Source organism: Caulobacter mirabilis, from assembly GCF_002749615.1.
GTDB classification, from domain to species: domain Bacteria; phylum Pseudomonadota; class Alphaproteobacteria; order Caulobacterales; family Caulobacteraceae; genus Caulobacter; species Caulobacter mirabilis.
The window spans coordinates 4,175,265-4,193,217 of record NZ_CP024201.1 but is presented as its reverse complement, the minus strand read 5'-3'; the positions used below and the strand labels follow the sequence as shown (position 1 = coordinate 4,193,217).

Annotated in this window: 24 protein-coding genes; 10 read left to right on the top strand and 14 right to left on the bottom strand. The window is 70.8% G+C overall.

Annotated features, from left to right (window positions below):
* Nucleotides 1-48 precede the first annotated feature (48 nt).
* Entirely contained in the window at nucleotides 49-954 is a 906-nt protein-coding gene (locus tag CSW64_RS19940) for a LysR family transcriptional regulator (RefSeq protein ID WP_099623741.1), read from the top strand.
* Between the two features lie 6 nt (nucleotides 955-960).
* Here the strand turns inward: CSW64_RS19940 and CSW64_RS19935 are convergent, their stop codons facing one another.
* From CSW64_RS19935 to mdh, 3 genes are all read right to left on the bottom strand, one after another.
* Nucleotides 961-1,503 (bottom strand): GNAT family N-acetyltransferase, encoded by a 543-nt coding sequence (locus CSW64_RS19935; RefSeq protein ID WP_099623740.1) that lies wholly within the window; start codon nucleotides 1,501-1,503, stop codon nucleotides 961-963.
* Nucleotides 1,500-1,997 (bottom strand): DUF6265 family protein, encoded by a 498-nt coding sequence (locus tag CSW64_RS19930; RefSeq protein WP_099623739.1) that lies wholly within the window; start codon nucleotides 1,995-1,997, stop codon nucleotides 1,500-1,502. Before CSW64_RS19930 ends, CSW64_RS19935 begins: the two co-directional genes overlap by 4 nt.
* A gap of 199 nt (nucleotides 1,998-2,196) precedes the next feature.
* A complete protein-coding gene (mdh, locus tag CSW64_RS19925; RefSeq protein WP_099623738.1) occupies nucleotides 2,197-3,159 on the bottom strand; it encodes a malate dehydrogenase in 963 nt (320 codons plus the stop codon).
* A gap of 150 nt (nucleotides 3,160-3,309) precedes the next feature.
* On the opposite strand from mdh, the gene CSW64_RS19920 reads away from it, so the two are divergent.
* From CSW64_RS19920 to CSW64_RS19910, 3 genes are read left to right on the top strand one after another with little or no spacing between them, the layout of a single operon-like run.
* Entirely contained in the window at nucleotides 3,310-4,446 is a 1,137-nt protein-coding gene (locus tag CSW64_RS19920; RefSeq protein ID WP_342745832.1) for a MaoC family dehydratase, read from the top strand.
* Nucleotides 4,447-4,450: 4 nt separating this feature from the next.
* Nucleotides 4,451-4,879, top strand: coding sequence for an HIT family protein (locus CSW64_RS19915; protein WP_099623736.1), 429 nt, complete (start codon nucleotides 4,451-4,453; stop codon nucleotides 4,877-4,879).
* 60 nt (nucleotides 4,880-4,939) lie between these two features.
* Complete coding sequence (locus CSW64_RS19910; RefSeq protein ID WP_099623735.1) at nucleotides 4,940-6,436, top strand: hypothetical protein; 1,497 nt, start codon at nucleotides 4,940-4,942, stop codon at nucleotides 6,434-6,436.
* Here CSW64_RS19910 and CSW64_RS19905 read toward each other — a convergent pair.
* Nucleotides 6,433-7,167 (bottom strand): hypothetical protein, encoded by a 735-nt coding sequence (locus CSW64_RS19905; RefSeq protein ID WP_099623734.1) that lies wholly within the window; start codon nucleotides 7,165-7,167, stop codon nucleotides 6,433-6,435. The two genes, CSW64_RS19910 and CSW64_RS19905, sit on opposite strands and share 4 nt — an antisense overlap.
* On the bottom strand, nucleotides 7,164-8,027 hold the full coding sequence (locus CSW64_RS19900) for an HpcH/HpaI aldolase/citrate lyase family protein (protein WP_099623733.1): 864 nt from the start codon (nucleotides 8,025-8,027) through the stop codon (nucleotides 7,164-7,166). Before CSW64_RS19900 ends, CSW64_RS19905 begins: the two co-directional genes overlap by 4 nt.
* Before the next feature lie 125 nt (nucleotides 8,028-8,152).
* Here CSW64_RS19900 and CSW64_RS19895 point away from each other — a divergent pair, with 125 nt between their 5' ends.
* The 3 genes from CSW64_RS19895 to CSW64_RS19885 all read left to right on the top strand — a co-directional run bounded on the left by CSW64_RS19895 (nucleotide 8,153) and on the right by CSW64_RS19885 (nucleotide 10,343).
* Entirely contained in the window at nucleotides 8,153-8,524 is a 372-nt protein-coding gene (locus tag CSW64_RS19895) for a hypothetical protein (RefSeq protein ID WP_150131456.1), read from the top strand.
* An 83-nt stretch (nucleotides 8,525-8,607) separates the two neighbouring features.
* Nucleotides 8,608-9,879, top strand: a complete 1,272-nt coding sequence (gene mtaB / locus CSW64_RS19890) for a tRNA (N(6)-L-threonylcarbamoyladenosine(37)-C(2))-methylthiotransferase MtaB (protein WP_099623731.1) — start codon at nucleotides 8,608-8,610, stop codon at nucleotides 9,877-9,879.
* Nucleotides 9,879-10,343: a GFA family protein gene (locus CSW64_RS19885; RefSeq protein ID WP_425430383.1), complete on the top strand. Its 465-nt coding sequence runs from the start codon at nucleotides 9,879-9,881 to the stop codon at nucleotides 10,341-10,343. The genes mtaB and CSW64_RS19885 overlap by 1 nt, the downstream gene beginning before the upstream one ends.
* Nucleotides 10,344-10,445: 102 nt before the next feature.
* Here the strand turns inward: CSW64_RS19885 and CSW64_RS19880 are convergent, their stop codons facing one another.
* On the bottom strand, nucleotides 10,446-11,075 hold the full coding sequence (locus CSW64_RS19880) for a trimeric intracellular cation channel family protein (RefSeq protein ID WP_099623729.1): 630 nt from the start codon (nucleotides 11,073-11,075) through the stop codon (nucleotides 10,446-10,448).
* Between the two features lie 61 nt (nucleotides 11,076-11,136).
* Here CSW64_RS19880 and ftsY point away from each other — a divergent pair, with 61 nt between their 5' ends.
* From ftsY to CSW64_RS19865, 3 genes are all read left to right on the top strand, one after another.
* Nucleotides 11,137-12,078, top strand: a complete 942-nt coding sequence (gene ftsY / locus CSW64_RS19875) for a signal recognition particle-docking protein FtsY (RefSeq protein WP_099623728.1) — start codon at nucleotides 11,137-11,139, stop codon at nucleotides 12,076-12,078.
* 7 nt (nucleotides 12,079-12,085) lie between these two features.
* A complete protein-coding gene (locus CSW64_RS19870) occupies nucleotides 12,086-12,682 on the top strand; it encodes an inner membrane-spanning protein YciB (protein WP_099623727.1) in 597 nt (198 codons plus the stop codon).
* A 79-nt stretch (nucleotides 12,683-12,761) separates the two neighbouring features.
* A complete protein-coding gene (locus tag CSW64_RS19865) occupies nucleotides 12,762-13,322 on the top strand; it encodes a MarR family winged helix-turn-helix transcriptional regulator (protein ID WP_099623726.1) in 561 nt (186 codons plus the stop codon).
* A 127-nt stretch (nucleotides 13,323-13,449) separates the two neighbouring features.
* Here CSW64_RS19865 and CSW64_RS19860 read toward each other — a convergent pair whose 3' ends face one another.
* From CSW64_RS19860 to ccmA, 8 genes are all read right to left on the bottom strand, one after another.
* Nucleotides 13,450-13,725, bottom strand: coding sequence for a hypothetical protein (locus CSW64_RS19860; RefSeq protein WP_099623725.1), 276 nt, complete (start codon nucleotides 13,723-13,725; stop codon nucleotides 13,450-13,452).
* Between the two features lie 64 nt (nucleotides 13,726-13,789).
* Entirely contained in the window at nucleotides 13,790-14,302 is a 513-nt protein-coding gene (locus tag CSW64_RS19855) for a DsbE family thiol:disulfide interchange protein (protein ID WP_099623724.1), read from the bottom strand.
* Entirely contained in the window at nucleotides 14,299-14,451 is a 153-nt protein-coding gene (ccmD, locus tag CSW64_RS19850; RefSeq protein ID WP_342745831.1) for a heme exporter protein CcmD, read from the bottom strand. The genes CSW64_RS19855 and ccmD overlap by 4 nt, the downstream gene beginning before the upstream one ends.
* Nucleotides 14,451-15,170, bottom strand: a complete 720-nt coding sequence (locus CSW64_RS19845; RefSeq protein ID WP_099623723.1) for a heme ABC transporter permease — start codon at nucleotides 15,168-15,170, stop codon at nucleotides 14,451-14,453. Before CSW64_RS19845 ends, ccmD begins: the two co-directional genes overlap by 1 nt.
* A gap of 13 nt (nucleotides 15,171-15,183) precedes the next feature.
* On the bottom strand, nucleotides 15,184-15,765 hold the full coding sequence (locus CSW64_RS19840; protein ID WP_099623722.1) for a hypothetical protein: 582 nt from the start codon (nucleotides 15,763-15,765) through the stop codon (nucleotides 15,184-15,186).
* A gap of 40 nt (nucleotides 15,766-15,805) precedes the next feature.
* Entirely contained in the window at nucleotides 15,806-16,513 is a 708-nt protein-coding gene (locus CSW64_RS19835; RefSeq protein WP_099623721.1) for a Spy/CpxP family protein refolding chaperone, read from the bottom strand.
* A gap of 110 nt (nucleotides 16,514-16,623) precedes the next feature.
* Complete coding sequence (ccmB, locus tag CSW64_RS19830) at nucleotides 16,624-17,289, bottom strand: heme exporter protein CcmB (RefSeq protein WP_099623720.1); 666 nt, start codon at nucleotides 17,287-17,289, stop codon at nucleotides 16,624-16,626.
* Nucleotides 17,286-17,888: a heme ABC exporter ATP-binding protein CcmA gene (gene ccmA / locus CSW64_RS19825; RefSeq protein ID WP_099623719.1), complete on the bottom strand. Its 603-nt coding sequence runs from the start codon at nucleotides 17,886-17,888 to the stop codon at nucleotides 17,286-17,288. The genes ccmB and ccmA overlap by 4 nt, the downstream gene beginning before the upstream one ends.
* Nucleotides 17,889-17,953: the final 65 nt, after the last annotated feature.

The following is a 17,953-nucleotide window of genomic DNA, read 5'->3' as shown; positions in this document are numbered from 1 at the left end:
CGGATATAGAAAATTGCGCTAAGTCGTATCTTTGATATTCAGAAATGCATGAGATCGGACGCGCCCGACTGGGAACTGATGCGCTCCTTCCTGGCCGTGCTGGTCGAGGGGAGTCTGTCCGGCGCGGCCCGGGTCCTGGGCCAGACCCAGCCGACCATCGGCCGGCACATCGCCGAGCTGGAGGCGGCGCTGGGCGGGGTCGCCCTGTTCGTCCGCTCGCCGCGCGGCCTGCTGCCGACCGAAACCGCCGAAGAGCTGCGGCCTCACGCCGAGGCGATGGCCGCCTCAGCCCTGGCGCTGGTCCGGGCCGCCTCGGGCGGGCGGGACGAGGCCCGGGGCGTCGTTCGCCTGACCGCCAGCGAGATGGTCAGCGCCCATGTCCTGCCGCCGCTCCTGACGCGCTTCAACCAAACCCATCCCGAGGTCGCGGTCGAGCTGGTGATGTCCAACCGCACCGAGGACCTGTTGCGGCGCGCCGCCGACATCGCCGTGCGAATGGTGCGGCCGGCCCAGTCGGCCCTGGTCGCCCGCTACCTCGGCGACGTCGCGCTCGGCCTGCACGCCCATCCCGACTACCTCGCGCGTCGGGGCATGCCCGACAGCGTGGAGGCGCTGCGGAAGCACGCGATCATCGGCTACGACAACGAGACCCCCGGCATCCGGGCGGTCTTGGACACGGGCGTGCCGCTGTCCCGGGACCTGTTCTCGTATCGGACGGACAGCGACATCGGCCAGTACGCCGCCATCTGCGCGGGCTTCGGGATCGGCGCCTGCCAGTACGGCCTGGCGCGGCGCGACGGCCTGGTGCCGGTGATGCCGGGCGTGGTCGAGTTCGACCTGCCGGTCTGGCTGGTCCTGCACGAGGACCTGAAGGCCCAGCGCCGCATGCGCCTGATGTTCGACCACCTGGCCGAGGGGCTGACGGAGTATGTCGCCGCCTCCTGGCGCGCCTAGCCGGCGCTACCTCCGCTGCGCGCGCCACTCCTCGCGGGTCTGGCCCCAGATATCGATCGGCAGGTCCTGGTAGGGCGGCGGCATCCGGCCCGGGCCCTGGTTGTAGGAGCCCAGCCGCTCGGCCACCCGCTGCGACGGCGTGTTGTCCGGGTCGATGCAGTGGATGACGTTGGTCCAGCCCAGGGCGTCGAAGGCCCAGTCGATGGCCGCGACGCCGGCCTCGACCGCATAGCCCTTGCCCTGGGCGCTGGGGTGCAGGCCCCAGCCGACCTCGGTGCCGGGCCAGCCTTCCGGCATCCACGGCCCGATCCGCCCCACCCACAGGCCCGTCGACTTCTCGATCAGCGAGAACATGCCGAAGCCCTTGATCGCCCAGCTGCCGGCCATCGAGGCCATGCCGCGCCAGGCGGCCGGGCGTTCCTGGACGCCGCCGATGAACTTGCTGGCTTCGGGGTCGGCCATCATCGACGCCCAGCCGTCGAGGTCCTCCTCGGCGGTCGGGCGCAGGATCAGGCGGGCGGTCTCGAGCGTGGGTCCGGGAGCGATCATCGTATCCGTCTGTACTGGAACACTTCGTTGCGCACGACGCCCTTGTCGTCGCGCAGACGCAGGTTGATCACGATGCGGTCGGGTCCGTCACGCCTGAAAGTGATGGCGGTGAAGGCCAGTTCGTCCGCGGAGGCGGAGACGAACTTGAAATCGGTCGACCTGTCTTTCTCCTCCCAGCCGGTGAAGTCGGGGTTGAAGTGCTTGATCCGCAGCCTCAATCCGCCGTCGTGCTCCTCCAGCAGCATCATCTCGTGGAAGACCGGCTTGCCGTCCTTGTACAGGGTGAAATAGCCGGCCATCTGGCCAAGGTGCGGGTCGGCCCAGCCCTCGACGGTATGGCCGCCCATGCCCTCGCCCTCCCACCGTCCGGCCAGCCAGCGGACGGTCTCCAGAGGGACCGGTTTGGCGACCGGCGCGGCGGCGGGCTGTGCAGCGAGGGCGGGCGCGGCTGAGACGAGCAGCAGCGCAGCGAAAGCGAAACCGATCAGGCGCATGACGATCTCCCGTTTGTCCGATGCGGCCCCGAAACCGGGCCGCTGGCAAGAGACGTGCGACGGGGAGGGGATTCGACAGGCGGCGGATCATCAGTGCGCGTCGAACGACGCAGGGGCTCGAACCACGCAGCGGCCAGCCATGAAAAAGGGCGGCCGCTTCGCAGCGACCGCCCCTTCGCGTTTCAGGCTGTCTTGGCGGTTAAGCCAGCGACGGCTCGATGCCCTTGCAGGCTTCGATCAGGCCCTGGACCGAGGCGACGGACTTGGCGAACATCGCCTTCTCGTCGTCGTTGGTCTCGAACTCGATGATCTTCTCGACGCCGTTCGCGCCGATCAGCACCGGCACGCCGACATACAGGTCGTTCAGGCCGTACTGGCCGTTCAGGTAGGCGGCGCAGGGCAGGACGCGCTTCTTGTCCTTCAGGAAGCTGGTCGCCATGGCGATCGCCGACTCGGCCGGGGCGTAGTAGGCGCTGCCGGTCTTCAGCAGAGCCACGATTTCGCCGCCGCCCTTGCGGGTGCGCTCGACGATGGCGTCCAGCTCGGCCTGGGACATCCAGCCCTGCTTGACCAGTTCCGGCAGCGGCAGGCCGCCGACCGTCGAGTGGCGCACCATCGGCACCATGTCGTCGCCGTGGCCGCCCAGGGTCCAGGCGTGAATGTCTTCCACCGACACGCCGGTCTTCTCGGCCAGGAAGTAGGCGAAACGCGCCGAGTCGAGCACGCCGGCCATGCCGACGACCTTCTCGTGCGGCAGGCCCGAGAACTCGCGCAGAGCCCAGACCATGGCGTCGAGCGGGTTGGTGATGCAGATGACGAAGGCGTTCGGGGCATGGGCCTTGATGCCCTCGCCGACGGCCTTCATGACCTTCAGGTTGATGCCCAGCAGGTCGTCGCGACTCATGCCCGGCTTGCGCGGCACGCCGGCGGTCACGATGCAGACGTCGGCGCCGGCGATGTCGGCGTAGTCGTTGGCGCCCTTCAGGGCCACGTCCTTGCCGAACACGGCCGAGGCTTCGGCGATATCGAGCGCCTTGCCCTGCGGGGTGCCTTCGGCGATGTCGAACAGGATCACGTCGCCCAGTTCTTCGCGCGCGGCGATGTGGGCGAGGGTGCCGCCGATCATGCCGGCGCCGATGAGGGCGATCTTCGCGCGAGCCATCTTTGGGCGTCTCCGTCAGTTTGTGAAAACGAGGTCGCGGGCGGTCTAGACCCGGCGCGGGCGCGCCTCAAGTCTCTTTCGCAAATGCGAAGAACGCGGCAATGGAGAGGTGCGTCCTTCGAGACGCTCGCTTGAGGCTCGCTCCTCGGGATGACGAGCTCAGCGTTCGTCACGGTGAGGAGCGTCCGGCAGGGCGCGTCTCGAACCACGCGCCACGGTGTAGCGGAGCGAGCCATGTCCAAGACCGACCCCGGCAACTACTTCGAGGACTTCCGGCTCGGGCAGGTGCTGAGACACGCTACGCCGCGGACGGTGACCGTTGGGGACGTGGCGCTGTACAACGCCCTCTACGGCCCCCGCTTCGCCCTGACCTCGTCGGACGAGTTCGCACGCGCCTGCGGCCTGCCGGGTTCGCTGGCGGATCCGCTGCTGGCCTTCCACATGGTCTTCGGCAAGACCGTGCCGGACATCAGCCTGAACGCCGTGGCCAACCTGGGTTACGCCGAGGGCCTGTTCCTGAAGGCGATCTATCCGGGCGACACCCTGACGGCGACGTCGGAGGTGATCGGGCTGAAGGAGAACTCCAACCGCAAGACCGGCGTGGTCTATGTTCGCACCACCGGGGTGAACCAGACCGGCGAACCGGTGCTGCGCTACGTCCGCTGGGTCATGGTCCGCAAGCGCGACGAAGCCGCGGAGATCGCCGAGCAGGCGACGCCGACGCTGGCCGGCGCGGTCGCGGCGAGCGATCTTGTCCTGCCGCAAGGCCTGGACTTCTCTCGCTACGACTTCGCCCTGGCCGGCGCCCCGCACGCCTTTGAGGACTACGCTGTCGGCGAGAAGATCGACCATGTCGACGGCATGGCGATCGAGGAGGCCGAGCATCAGATGGCCACCCGCCTCTACCAGAACACCGCCAAGGTCCATTTCAACCAGCATGAACGGGCCAAGGACCCCTCGGGTCGACGCCTGGTCTACGGCGGGGTGGTGATCTCCACGGCCAAGGCGCTGAGCTTCAACGGATTGCAGAACGCCGGCCAGATCCTGGCGATCAACGGCGGGCGGCATGTGAACCCCTATTTCGCCGGCGGCACGGTGTTCGCCTGGAGCGAGGTGCTGGACAAGGCGGACCTCGGGCCCGGCGTTGGCGCGCTGCGCCTGCGGCTGGTCGCGGCCAAGGACCGTCCTTGCACGGATTTCCCGGACAAGGACGACGCCGGCGCCTATCCGCCCGAGCTGATCCTGGACTTCGACTACTGGGCCGCCGTCCCGAAGAAGAAGGGCTGAGCCGATGAGTGATTTCACCGTCGACCCCGCCTTCGAGGGCGGTTCGGTTTTCGTCGGCGACACGGGGCTGTGCCATATCCGCCTGCAGAATGATGTCCGCTGGCCCTGGCTGATCCTGATCCCGCGCCGGGCCGGCCTGCGCGAGATCGAGGATCTGTCGCCGGCCGATCGCGCGGCGCTGATCGAGGAGTCGGTGCTGGCGGGGCGCGCCGTCCGCGGCGTCGGCGAGGCGATCGGCTTTTCGGTGGAGAAGCTGAACCTGGGCGCCCTCGGCAACGTCACGCCGCAGCTGCACCTCCATGTCGTCGGCCGGCGCGCGGGGGACCCCGCCTGGGCCGGTCCGGTCTGGGGCGTCGGAACGGCTGAACCCTATGGAGAGGCGATCCTCGCGACCGCGATCGAGGCGGTGCGCCGCACGCTGGGGGTGCGGTGATTTGTTGATGTTCCCTTAAGTTGTTAATAACGTCGTTCTCCGATCGGGCCGGGGGGCGACATGATCAAGATCAAGACAGCTTCGGGGCTGGCGCTGGCGAGCGCGGCGGCCTGCGTATGGCTCGGCGCGGGGGCCTGCGCCGCTCAGTCAGCGCCGGCGCCTCAGCCGCAGCCTCAGCCGCTATCGCCCTTGGTCATCAACGAAGTGAAGGCGGCGATCAGCGATGCGAACGCCGCCGCCGAGGCGGCCCGGGGCGCCGCCCAACGCGCGGACGGGGCCGCTCAGTTCGCTGGCCAGCAGGCCAACGAGGCGCGGACCCAGGCGCAGGAGGCTTCGAGGCAGGCTGGCTTCGCCCGACGCGCCGTCGAGGTCGCGACGCACCAGGACATGGCGGCGGCCGAGAATGTCGCGGTCGGCGCCGGCGGTCTGCTGGATCGGCAGAAGGACAGGCAGCCGCTCGCGCGCACGCTGGACGGCTGCCTCAAACAGGACGCGACGGGCTACTGGCGGGAGGTTCTCAACTGTTCCTTGCTGGAGACGCTGGCCGCCGGTCGGGCTTATCGCCGTCGAGCGGGCCTTCAGCAGGAGGCGAGCGATGCCTTCGCACTGTCGAGCACCATCGGCACGACAGGCGCCGTGCTGGAAAGCTTCGTGAACAACGCCAACTTCCCGGCGGTCTCCTGGTTCGCCATGGGAACGATCAACGCCCTGGCGGAGGACCTTTCCGGCGCGGGCGCCCGCGGGCGCCTGTACGGTTTCTCGGCTTCGGCGCTCTCGCACATCGCCTGGCGCTACCAACTGCTCGGACTGGCCCAGGAAGTGGCCGCCGACGAGGTCTGGGAGCTTCATGACGACGTCGGCGAGATCTGCGGTCCGGCCGGCGCCCTGCACGATCTGCGGGTTCGGACGACGTCCGACGCGGCCAAGCGGGAGGGCCGGGCGGCGGCCTTCTCCGATCAGCTGTCCAGGCTGACGGTCCGCTGTGGCGAGTTGACCGCGGCGACGGGCCAGCTGCTGGCCGCGCCGGCGCTGGCGGATCGTCAGAGCTACCTGGCGGTGTCCCTCCGGCGAGATGTCGTCACCTTCGACGATCTGGTCACGAAGATCGACCGTTCCCTGAGGGTGACGCCCGCCGAGGGCTTCAATCTGGTGCTGTCGGCGCCGTTCGCGATGGCCACCAATTTCCTCAGCGGCGGCACGCGGGCGGCGAACTACACCTCGCGCGGCCTCGACGAGTTTCTGAGCCCGATCAGCTTCCATCTCACGGAGCTGCCCTTGGGCGACCTGCCGGCGCCGCTGCCGGCGGATCTGGGGCGGACGCCGGTGATCGATGAATTCATCGGCTCCAGCAGCGGTCAGGTCCGCGACCAGGCGCGTCGCGATCGGGAAGAGGCCTTGAGCATCGCCGGCCGGCTCAACGCCTGGTCCGTCAGGCTGAACAGGCTCATCGGCCTTGGGCGAGAAATGCAGCGGCTCAACAGGCTCTCGGTCGTGAAGATCGACTACAACGCGCGCGGCGTCGCCGTGACGCTGGAGACGCCGACGGCCACGCCCTAGTTCCGGCGCATCACCACCGGCCGTGTTCCGGCCTCGTCGGTCAGCTCGCCGGCCCAGTCGGCGGCGCCGCGCGGAGTCAGGGTCAGGACCGCGGGCGCCTTGCCCGGCGTGCGGGTGATGCGGAGGGTCATGCTGGTCGGCTGGCGGTCGATGTTGTCGATCAGCCCGACCCGTCCGCCGGCCAGCGACCGCCAGGCGCCCTCCAGCATGTAGCCGTAGCCCTTGTCGACGAGCTGCAGGGCGTAGAGCCCGGTTCCGTGCGAATCGCGGACGGTCCAGTTTCCGTCGAGCGGTCCCTGAAGTCCCTGCGCGGCCTGAACGGAGGCGCGGATGCGGTTCTCGTAGGCTAGGTCGACCGCGGTCGGCGGCGCGTCGGGGCGGCGGTCGCTCTCGCCGATCATCACCGGCCGGTCGAGCTTGGGCAGGCGGCTGAGCGAGGGGATGGCCAGCGGCGCGTCCTGCCTGGGCGGCGGCGCGAGCATGGTCGCCGGGATCGGTTGGGGCGGCGTCGCCGGCGCGGTCGCTAGGGGCGCGGCCGCCGGCTCGGGCGCGGCCTCCTCGGCGTCCATGTCCGTCGTCTGGTCCGGCGGGAGGGCGCCGATCAGCGCGGCGATCGGGTCGTCCGTCAGCGGGGCTTCGGCGGGTGGGGGCGGCGCAGGCTCCTGCGCGCCAGCCGCCGCGGAGACGGCGAGGCTCAGGCCGGCGAGGAGAGGGAGAAGGCCGGGCTTCAAGCCGCCTCCGCCGCGTGGATCGCGTCGGCCACGGCGACTAGGCGCTGGGCCTGGGCGAGGTGCAGCAGCTCGGTCATCTTGCCGTCGACCCGGATGGCGCCCTTGCCCTGGTTCTCCGGCAGGGCGAAGGCGGCGATCACCGCCCGCGCCCAGTCGACCTCGGCCGGCGAGGGCGAGAACAGCACATTGCAGACGCCGATCTGCTTGGGGTGGATCAGGGTCTTGCCGTCGAAGCCGAACTCGACGCCCTGGCGACAGGCGTCTTCCAGGCCGTTCAGATCCTCGATGTCGTTGAACACCCCGTCCAGGATGGTCAGGCCGTGGATCCGCGCCGCCGTCACCGACAGCGACAGGGCGGCGTGGAAGGCCTCGCGGCGCGGCAGGATGTGGGCGCGGGTCTCCTTGGCCAGGTCGTTGACGCCCATCACGAAGGTGGTCAGCCGGGATGTGGCCGACGCCGCGGCGATCGGCTCGACGGCGAAGACGGCGCGGCCGGTCTCGATCATCGCCCACAGGGCGGTGTCGCCCTCCAGCGCGGCGCTGCAGGCGGCGACGTCGGCGGGGCCGTTCACCTTGGGAACCAGCACGGCGTCGGGCCGCGCCGCGGCGGCGGCGCGCAGGTCGGCCTCGCCCCAGGGGGTGTCCAGGCCGTTGATGCGGATGACCAGCTCGCGCCGACCGAAGCCGCCGTCGGCGATCGCCTGGACCGCCTGTTCGCGCGCCGTCTCCTTAGCCTCCGGCGCGACGGCGTCCTCCAGGTCGAGGATCACCACGTCGCAGGCGAGCGAGCGGGCCTTCTCGATCGCCTTGGCGTTCGAGGCGGGCATGTACAGGGCGCTGCGGCGGGGACGGTCGATCATGGGATAGCGCGGGTCTCGGTTGTGCACGAAACCGTCTTAGCCGGGTTCACGCGCGGGCGCCTAGCGGGGGCGTGAACCCTCCCCGCGATTGCGGCTGTCCCGGCTCGAGTGATAGGCGTCCGCCCATGGGGGAATTGTCGCGTCCTCAACGTATCCGCCTCTGGTTCGCGCTCTACGGGGGCTGGAAGGACGGGTTGGTGCTGGCCGCCGCGAGTCTGGCCGCCGGCGCGCTGGTGCTGGCGATCCTCGTTCCGGCGGGGCCCGACACGACGGAGGCCGGAATCATCCAGGACTTCGGCCTGTTGGAAACCGATACCGGCTCGCGCGGCCGGGTGGTGATCCGCACGGACAGCGGCCGGACGGTCAACGTCCGCGCGCCCGATGCCCACCGGTGCCGGGTCGGAGACCGCGTCGAGGTGCTCCACGAAACGATGATCTGGGGCAAGGCCTCGCACCTGAGACGGAGGGGTTGCGCGGCGCGGCGCCCGATCGGCTAGGGCGCCGCTCCCCTTCGGGCGCCCGACATGCTATATGCACTGCACAAGGGCGGCTCCGGGGCCGCCCGTCTTCGTTCTGAGCCATGACCGCTTCCGCCCCCATTCCCGCCGCGCCGGACGACGTCGAGGTTGTCACCTTCGGCTGCCGGCTGAACGCCTACGAGAGCGAGGCCATCCGCGCCCGCGCCGAGGCGGACGGGCTGGCCGACGCGGTCGTGTTCAACACCTGCGCGGTGACCAACGAGGCCGTGCGCCAGGCGCGCCAGGCGATCCGCAAGGCCCGCCGCGAGCGGCCGGGAGCCCGGCTGATCGTCACCGGCTGCGCCGCCCAGATCGATCCGCAGGCCTTCGCCGCCATGCCCGAGGTCGATCTGGTCCTGGGCAACGCCGAGAAGGCCGCGCCGGGCGCCCTGGCCGACACCTCGGCGCGGGTGCGGGTCAACGACATCATGTCGGTGCGCGAGACCGCCGGCCATCTGGTCGACGGGCTGAAGGACCGGGCGCGGGCCTATGTCGAGGTCCAGAACGGCTGCGACCACCGCTGCACCTTCTGCATCATCCCCTACGGCCGCGGGAACAGCCGCAGCGCCGCCGCTGGCGAGATCGTCGAGCAGGTCCGCCGCCTGACCGCCGAGGGCTACCGCGAGGTGGTGCTGACCGGCGTCGACATCACCAGCTGGGGCCTGGACCTGCCCGGCCAGCCGACGCTGGGCCAGCTGGTGTCGCGCATCCTCAAGCTGGTCCCGACCCTGCCGCGCCTGCGCCTGTCGTCGATCGACGCGGCCGAGATCGACCCGGACCTGATGCGCTGCCTGGCGGAAGAGCCGCGGCTGATGCCCTACCTGCACCTGTCGCTGCAGGCCGGCGACGACCTGATCCTGAAGCGGATGAAGCGCCGCCATCTGCGCGCCGACGCCCTGAAGCTGGTCGAGAGCGTGCGGGCCGTGCGCCCGGACACCGCCTTCGGCGCCGACCTGATCGCCGGCTTCCCGACCGAGAGCGAGGCGGCGTTCGAGAACACCCTGAAGCTGGTCGAGGAGGCGGGCCTCAGCTTCCTGCACGTCTTCCCCTACAGCGCCCGTCCGGGCACCCCGGCCGCCCGGATGCCGCCGGTGAAGGGGCCGGTGATCAAGGACCGCGCCCGCCGCCTGCGCCAGGCCGGCGACGCCGCGCTGCAACGCCACCTGGAGCGTCAGGTCGGCCGCGTGCTGAACGGCTTGGTCGAGCGCGAAGGCTTCGCCCGCGCCGACGATTTCACCGAGATCGTGTTCACCGGCGAGGCGCCCCAGGGCGAGATCGTCGCCATGCGGGTGACCGGCGTCGACGGGACCCGCGTCACGGCGGAGCTGGCGTGATGTTCAGCGGCGGCTGCCAGTGCGGGGCCGTCCGCTTCACCGTCGTCGGCAAGCTCGGCCGCGCCTCCATCTGCCATTGCCGCATGTGCCAGAAGGCGTTCGGCGGTCCGTTCGGGGCGCTGGTCTCGGCGCGGATCGCCGAGGTGACCTGGACGCGCGGCGATCCCAGGCGGTTCGCCAGCTCCAACAAGGTCCAGCGCGGCTTCTGCGGCGACTGCGGCACGCCGCTGACCTTCGAGTACGCCGGAGACTGGATCGACCTGTCGATCTTCGCCCTCGACGACCCGGGCGTCGCGCCGCCCAGCCTCCAGCTGTCGCCCGAGGCGCGGCAGGGCTGGATCGACCATGTCGGCGAGATCCCGGTGCGGGACCTCAGCGAGGGCCAGGCCGGGGCGGCGCATTACGCCGGCATCGTCTCCAACCAGCATCCCGACCACGACACCGAGACCTGGCCGGAGCGGTAAGGGCGTGCTCGACCGGGGACATGCTCCGCGAAGTGGTGCGTGTCCCCGTCCTGCGTGTTCCGGTCTGGGGGACACGCACCCTGCGGGAGCATGTCCCCGCGCCTATCCCCCCGGCTTGTCCTTCCCCGGGAAGCCTCGCAGCGCCCAGCCGTAGCGGATCGCGCCGGCGCGGATGGCGAACGCGCTCAGGAAGCCGGCGCCGCTGGCGACCAGGTTGTTGAGGCCGAACCAGGTCAGGATCACGAACACCGCCGCCCCGGCCAGGGCGCAGCTGACGTACAGCTCCCGGCGCAGCAGCACCGAGGGGGCCACGGCCAGGACGTCGCGGATCACGCCGCCGAAGGTCGCCGTCAGCACGCCCATGACCACGGCCGAGACCGGATGCACGCCCATGGTCAGGGCCTTGGCCGCGCCGACGATGGCGTAGGCGGACAGGCCGACCGCGTCGAGCCACAGCAGGGCGAAATAGCGCCAGGTCCGCTCGCCCACGACCCAGACCGCCAGCGCGGCCAGCACGCAGACGATCAGGTAGCCCGGCGAATTGACCCAGAACACCGGCGCCCCGATGAGCAGGTCGCGCAGCGTGCCGCCGCCGACGCCGGTGATCGCCGCGAAGAAGGCGAAGGTGACGATGTCTTCCTTGCGTCGGGCGGCCGCCAGCGCGCCGGTGGCGCCGAACACGGCCACGGCGGCGTAGTCGAAGACGACGAAGGCCCAGTCGAGCGCGGTCATGCGCCCCTGTGTAGCCTGATGCGCGTGACTGCGGGAGTGCGACCCGCTAAGAGCGCTGTTCATGGCAGAACAGAAGAAAGGCTGGTTCCAGCGGCTGACCGCCGGACTCTCGCGGACCTCTCGCGAGATGACCGAGCAGGTCACGCAGGTCGCGACCAGCTTCACCAAGAAGCCGCTCGACCAGGAGCAGCTCGACCAGCTCGAGGAGATGCTGATCGAGGCCGATCTCGGTCCGCACGCGGCGGCCCGCATCGCCGAGGCCTTCGGCAAGGCCCGCTTCGGCAAGGCGTCGAGCGAGGATGAGGTCAAGGAAGCCCTGGCCGAGGCCGTGGCCGCCGAGCTGACGCCTCGTCAGGGCGAGTTCGATCCGCTGTCGGGTCCGCGCCCCTATGTGGTGATGTTCGTGGGCGTGAACGGCTCGGGCAAGACGACCACCCTGGGCAAGATCGCCGCCGACCTGCGCGCCAAGGGCGCCAAGGTGCTGATCGCCGCCGGCGACACCTTCCGCGCCGCCGCTGTCGAGCAGCTCAAGGTCTGGGCCGAGCGCGCCGGCGCCGACTTTCTCAGCAAGCCGACCGGGTCCGACAGCGCCGCCCTGGCCTTCGAGGCGGTCGAGAAGGGCAAGGCCGAGGGCTACGACGTCGTGCTGATCGACACCGCCGGCCGCCTGCAGAACAAGCAGGACCTGATGAACGAGCTTCTGAAGGTCATCCGCGTGGTCAAGAAGGTCGACGCCGAGGCCCCGCACGAGACCCTGCTGGTGCTCGACGCCACCGTCGGCCGCAACGCCCTGGCCCAGGAGAAGATCTTCGGCAACCAGGTCGGGGTGTCCGGCATCGTCATGACCAAGCTGGACGGCACCGCCCGCGGCGGCGTGCTGGTCCCCGTCGCCCACGCCTCGGACTCGCCGATCAAGCTGATCGGGGTCGGCGAAGGGATCGACGACCTGCAACCTTTCGACGCCCGGGCGTTCTCGCGCTCGCTGGTCGGCCTGGAGAACTGAGACCCTCATGACCGGATCATCGGCCCGCTGGGTCCGCACCGCCGTGGACTACGGCGCGCCCATAGCCTTCGCGATCGCCTTCTTCGGCTTTGGCAAGAACATGCTGCTGGCCACCGGCGTGCTGGTCGCCGCCTCGGTGCTGGCGCTGATCGTCGGCTATGTGGTCGAGCGGCGGATCGCGCCGCTGCCGCTGATCGCCGGCATCTTCGCCATCGTCTTCGGCGGCCTGACGCTGATCTTCCACGACGAGGCGTTCGTGAAGATGAAGCTCAGCTTCCAGAATGCGGCCTTCGCCGCGGCGCTGCTGGGCGGGGTGGCCCTGGGCAAGAACCCGCTGAAGCTGCTGCTCGGCGACAGCATCCGCATGGCCGATGCCGCCTGGCGCACGCTGAGCGTCCGCTATGGCCTCTACTTCATCGCTATCGCCGTCGCCAACGAGATCGTCTGGCGCACCCAGAGCAACGAGTTCTGGGTCGGCTTCCGCATCGCCGTCCTGCCGCTGGCGCTGGTCTTCTCCATCACCCAGGTGCCCTTCATGATGAAGCATATGGAGAAGCCGGAGGAAAAGGACGCCGCGCCCGAGCCCCCCGATCCCGGCGTCTGACAGAGTTCGGATCGTCCGTCGTCAAACCGTCGTGTATCCTCGCTACGGTCCGCACCGCTCAGCCGGAGGGGATTTTGCCATGGCGAAGGACAAGGCCGCTAAGCGTATCGTGACCGTCGAGGCTTCGGTCGGTCACCTGCTTCATCGCGCGGCCCAGCGGGCCATGGATTTCTATGCCGAGGAAGCCGGCGCAGGCGCGATCACGCAACGCCAGCACGCCGTGCTGGCCGCTGTCGCGGCGCGCGAGGGCGCGGCCCAGGCCGATCTGGTGGCCGCCACCGGCGTCGACCGCTCGACCCTGGCCGACATGGTCGCCCGCATGCTCGACAAGGGGCTGCTGGCCCGCGAACGCTCCAACCTGGACGCCCGCGCCAACGCCGTGCGCCTGACCGACGCCGGCCGCCTGGCGCTGGAGGAGACGGGGCCCAAGGCCGGGGCCGCCGACGGCCGCCTGCTGGCTCTGCTGCCCAAGGGCAAGCGCGACGCCTTCCTGGAAGCGGTCGCCATCCTGGCCTCGGGCGTCGCCCCGACCAAGAAGGCCAAGACCGACAAGCCGCCCAAGGCCGGCAAGGGCGAGAAGAAGAAAAAGAAGGACAAGAAGGCCAAGGGCGACGTGATCGTCGCCGAAGCGGCGGCCTGATTCCTGCCCGAGCGCCCCGGCGAAAGCCGGGGTCCAGTCCCGGCCCGAGCGTCCTCGGCCCGAGCATCGCCGGATGGGATGCGACCTTCGACCTGGGTCCCGGCCTTCGCCGGGACGCACGGCGTTTCTAGACCTTGATGTCGATGATCGAGCCGGGCCGCAGGATCTTCTGCGGCTGTTCGGCGGTCTGCTGCACGAAGGTGCTCCGCACCCGTTCGGCGGCCGGCTGCGGCATGGTCTGGGCGCGGACGACCGGCGTCTGGGTCGCCGGAGCCTGGGCCGCGCCGGCCCGGCCGAGCGCCGCCTCGAAGAAGGCCTTCTGCGCCGCCGTGCGCGCGCCGCCGGTCCCGCCGGAGGAGGCGGGCTGGACGGTCGGCCAGTTGGGCGGGCGGACGGCGGTCACGGGCGGCGGCTTCCGAACATGGTTAACGCCCTAGCAGCATTCGGGCGTTCGCGTGAAGCCGTCGTTAACGCGCCTTGGCGAGCAGCTTGCGGGCGTCCTCGGGCGTCAGCGGTCCGGTGTGCTTGGCCAGGATGCGGCCGTCGGCCCCGATCAGGTAGGTCTCCGGCACGCCGGTGACGCCGAACTCCAGGCCCGCGCGGCCGTCGCGGTCGACCAGCCGGGCCGAGAAGGGGTCGCCCAGCCGGCCTAGGAAGGCGCGGGTGTTCTCGGGCGCGTCCTTGTAGGCGATTCCGACCACGGCGACGCCCTCGCGCTTCAGCCCGACCAGCACCGGGTGCTCGATCTCGCAGGGCGCGCACCAGGAGGCGAAGAAGTTGACCAGCACCGGTCCCTTGGCCGCCTCGGCCAGGGCGATCGGCCGGCCGTCGTCGAGCGAGGGCAGAGTCAGCTGCGGCATGGGCTTGCCGACCGTGGCCTCGGGCTGGACCTGCGGATTGCGCTTCAGGCTGTAGCCGACGAACAGCACGCCCAGCGCCAACAGGGCGGCCAGAGGAACGAAGGCCAGCCAGCGCCTCACGCGCGGTCGTCCTTGCGGCGTTCCAGCTCCTCCCGCCAGCGGCGGGCGCGCAGCAGGCTGTCGGCGATCATCCACACGAACACCGCCGCCGACACGGCGTAGGCGGGCCAGACGTAGAGGGCGTATTTGCCGGCGTCGAAGTCGAGCATCAGGCCTCCGCAGCCCGCAGGGCCAGGATGTTGGCGCGGCGGCGCATCACCTCGGCGCGGATGCGCACCAGCCACAACGCGCCGAAGGCGGACATGTAGCCCAGGCCCATCAACAGCAGCGGGATCAGGTAGTCCGACGTCATCGCCGGCCCGTCGGCGCGGATCACCGAAGCGCCCTGGTGCAGGCTGTTCCACCAGTCGACGGAGAACTTCACGATCGGCAGGTTCACCAGCCCGACCAGGGCCAGGATGGCGGCGGCGCGGCCGCCCTTGGTCTCGTCGTCGATCGAGGCGCGCAGGGCGATGTAGGCCAGATAGAACAGGAACAGCACCAGCACCGAGGTCAGGCGCGCGTCCCACACCCACCAGGTCCCCCACATCGGCTTGCCCCACAGCGAGCCGGTGACCAGGGCCAGGGCGGTGAAGCCGGCGCCCAGAGGGGCGGCGGCCTTGGCGGCGGCGTCGGCCAGGGCGTGGCGGAAGACCAGGGCCAGGAAGCTGGCGACGCCCAGGCACAGGTAGACGAACATCGACAGCCAGGCGGCCGGGACATGCACGAACATGATCCGCACGGTGTCGCCCTGCTGGTAGTCCTCGGGCGCGACAAAGCCGAACCACAGCCCCACGGCGATCAGGCCCGCGGCCAGCGCGCCGAACATCGGTGCGGCCCAGCGCGAGAAGGCCATGAACCGATCAGGGTTGGCGAGGAAGGCGAACATGATGCGGCACGCCTTACGGCGGCGTCGGCGGGGGTGCAAGGGCGAGCGTCGCCGCCCCCCGCGGCGAGAGGCGATAGCCGACCTCCAGGCTCTCGGTCAGGCCCAGGGCCTTGAGCCGGCGCACCCGGGTCTTGAAGGCAAGCAGCTCGGGCTCGCCGAGCGCCGCGGCCAGGTCTCCGGCGCGCACGCCCGGCCGCTCGGCGATGAGGCGCAGGGTGATCAGGGTCCAGGGCGCGCCGTGGCGGCGGTCCATGTCGGCCAGCTTCGCGAGAACGATGGTCGCGTCGAGCGGGACGGCGTCGCGCAGGGCGATGCGCGGGTCGACGCCGGAGCGGTGGAAGGCGATCCGGAAGAGGTCGCCCTCCCGGCCGTCGAGTTCGCGATGAAGGGCGGCGAGGGTCGGGAAGCCGGCCCGGGCCGCGTCGGCCTCGGCGATCGCCGAGACATCGACAGGCGCGACCGCGTCGATGGTCAGGACGCCGACCGGCGTGGTCAGCGTCCCGCCGGCCTTGACGGTTGGCCGACGCCAGCGCCGGAAGGCCAGGTCGACCCGGCCCTCGGCGATGGCGTCCAGCGTGGCTTGCTTGAACAGCATAGGGCCACCCTAGCTCAACTCAGCCGGGTGGCCAGCCTGATCAGAAGTCTTCGTCGAGGAACAGCGCCTCGTCGAACAGGCCGTCGTCGAGCATCGCCAGGTCGATGCTCTCGTCGCCCGAGATGACGAGGGTCTTCGCCAGGTCGCCGGCCGCGACGGTTTCAGCCGAAGCCTGAGGCTGGGCGACGGCGCCCATGACCATCGGGCCGGGACCACCCGGACCGCCGTGGCGGAACATCCGGACGCGCGGACTGTCGCCGCGTCCGCCGCGGTGAAGGGCGTCGAAGGCCTTCTTCTGCGACGGCGACAGCTGGGCGTAGAAGGTCTTGGTCGCCGTGGCGCGCTTGGTGAAGGCTTCCTGGCGCTTGGCCATCCGCTCCAGCTGCTTGTCCAGGCGCTCCGGCGTGGTCAGCGGGGCGGGCTTGGGCGCGTCGGCGGCCGGGCGCTCACGGCGCTCCATGCGCATCTCCGGCTTCATCGCGGTCAGGAAGGCCTGCAGGGCGGGCTCCTGCTGCGGGGTCAGCTGCAGCACGTCGCGCATGCGTTGGGCGCGGGCCTCGGGGTCGCGGTGCATGCGCATCGCCGCGCCGTCGGGACCGACGCGCTTCATCATCACGCGGCGCTCGACCTTGACGTCGGGCGCGCCAGGCGGAGGCGGAGCCGGGGGCGTGGCGGCCGACGCGGCGGCGAAGCCGGCGAGGGACAGGACGCCGGCGAGCAGCGCGGCTTTGGCGGGAGTGGTCGTCATGGTCGGGTTCCGTGTTGGTCGAGGCCGGAACCCTGCACCGCCCATGTGGCTCGCGTTTGTCGGGAGAACAGTGATTTGTTTCAGTTTTGACGCATCCGCCAAAGACGGCGTCAGTCGATGGCGTTGCGGCAGGCGGCGGCCATCGCGATCGGGCCCAGGGCCACGGCGGCCGCGGTCCAGGCGGCCAGCAGGGCGAAGCCGCCGGTCCATGGCAGACCGGCGACGAACTGGCTGAGCGCGCCGCCGCCGAACACCACCGGCGGCGAGAACAGCGGCAGCACGATGACCGCGATCAGCAGGCCGCCGCGCCGGCTGCCCAGGACCAGGGCCGCGCCCAGCCCGCCGGCGAAGGCGAAGGCCAGTCCGCCGGTGACGGCGCAGGCGAACACCAGCGGCGTCAGGCTCGGCGGGGCGCCCAGCATCACCGCCGCGATCGGGGCGGCGACGGCCAGGGGCAGGCCCATGGCCAGCCACTGGGCCAGGCATTTGACGGCGCAAACCAGCTCCAGCGGCGGTTCGCCCAGGGCCAGCAGGTCCAGCGTCCCGTCGTCGAAGTCGCGCTCGAACAGCCGCTCCAGCGACAGCAGCGAGGCCAGGGCCAGGGCCAGCCAGGCGAAACCCGGCGCGATCACGGCCAGCCGCGCGGTCTCCGACCCGATCGCGAACGGCAGCAGGGTGGTCATGCCGGCGTAGAAGGCCAGCGCCGGCAGCGGTCCGCCGCCCCGGCCCCAGGCCAGGGCCAGCTCGCGGCCGAGCAGGACGGCCAGCGCCCTCATGCTCCCACCTCCACCGCGCGGGCGGGAACGGGCAGGGGATCGTGGACGGCGGCCAGGATCATGCCGCCTCGCGCCAGGTGCGCGGCCATCAGTTCGCCCGTCCGCGCCCGCCAGACCGAATCGAGCGGAGCCAGCGGCTCATCCAGCAGCCAGGCCGCCCGCGGCGCCGCCAGCAGCCGGGCCAGGGCCAGCCGCCGCCGTTGACCGGCCGACAGCTTGCGCACCTCGAGGTCGAGCAGGCGGTCCAGCTCCAGCGCGGATGCCGCCTCGCGGGCCGAGGCTTCGGTCCCGCCCTGCCACAGGGCGGCGAAGCGCAGCTCCTCCCAGGCGGTGCGGCCGCCCTTGAGCCCGTCCAGGTGGCCGAGCAGGTGCAGATGGCTTCCCGGCGGCGCGTCGGCCTCGCCGCCCTCGAAGGCGACCGAGCCCGCCGCCGGTCTCAACAGACCGGCGACGGCCCGCAGCAGGCTGGTCTTCCCGGCGCCGTTTCGACCCGTCAGGGCCACCGCCTCACCAGCTGAGACAGTAAAGCTCAGCCCTTGGAAAAGCAGGCGTTCGCCGCGCCGGATCGCGACATCTTGGACAAGGATTCGCGAAATCATGCGTCTACCTGCGAGCGCCTCGCAAAGACCATGACGCGTGCATGGACGTAGCCGCAAACGCGCGC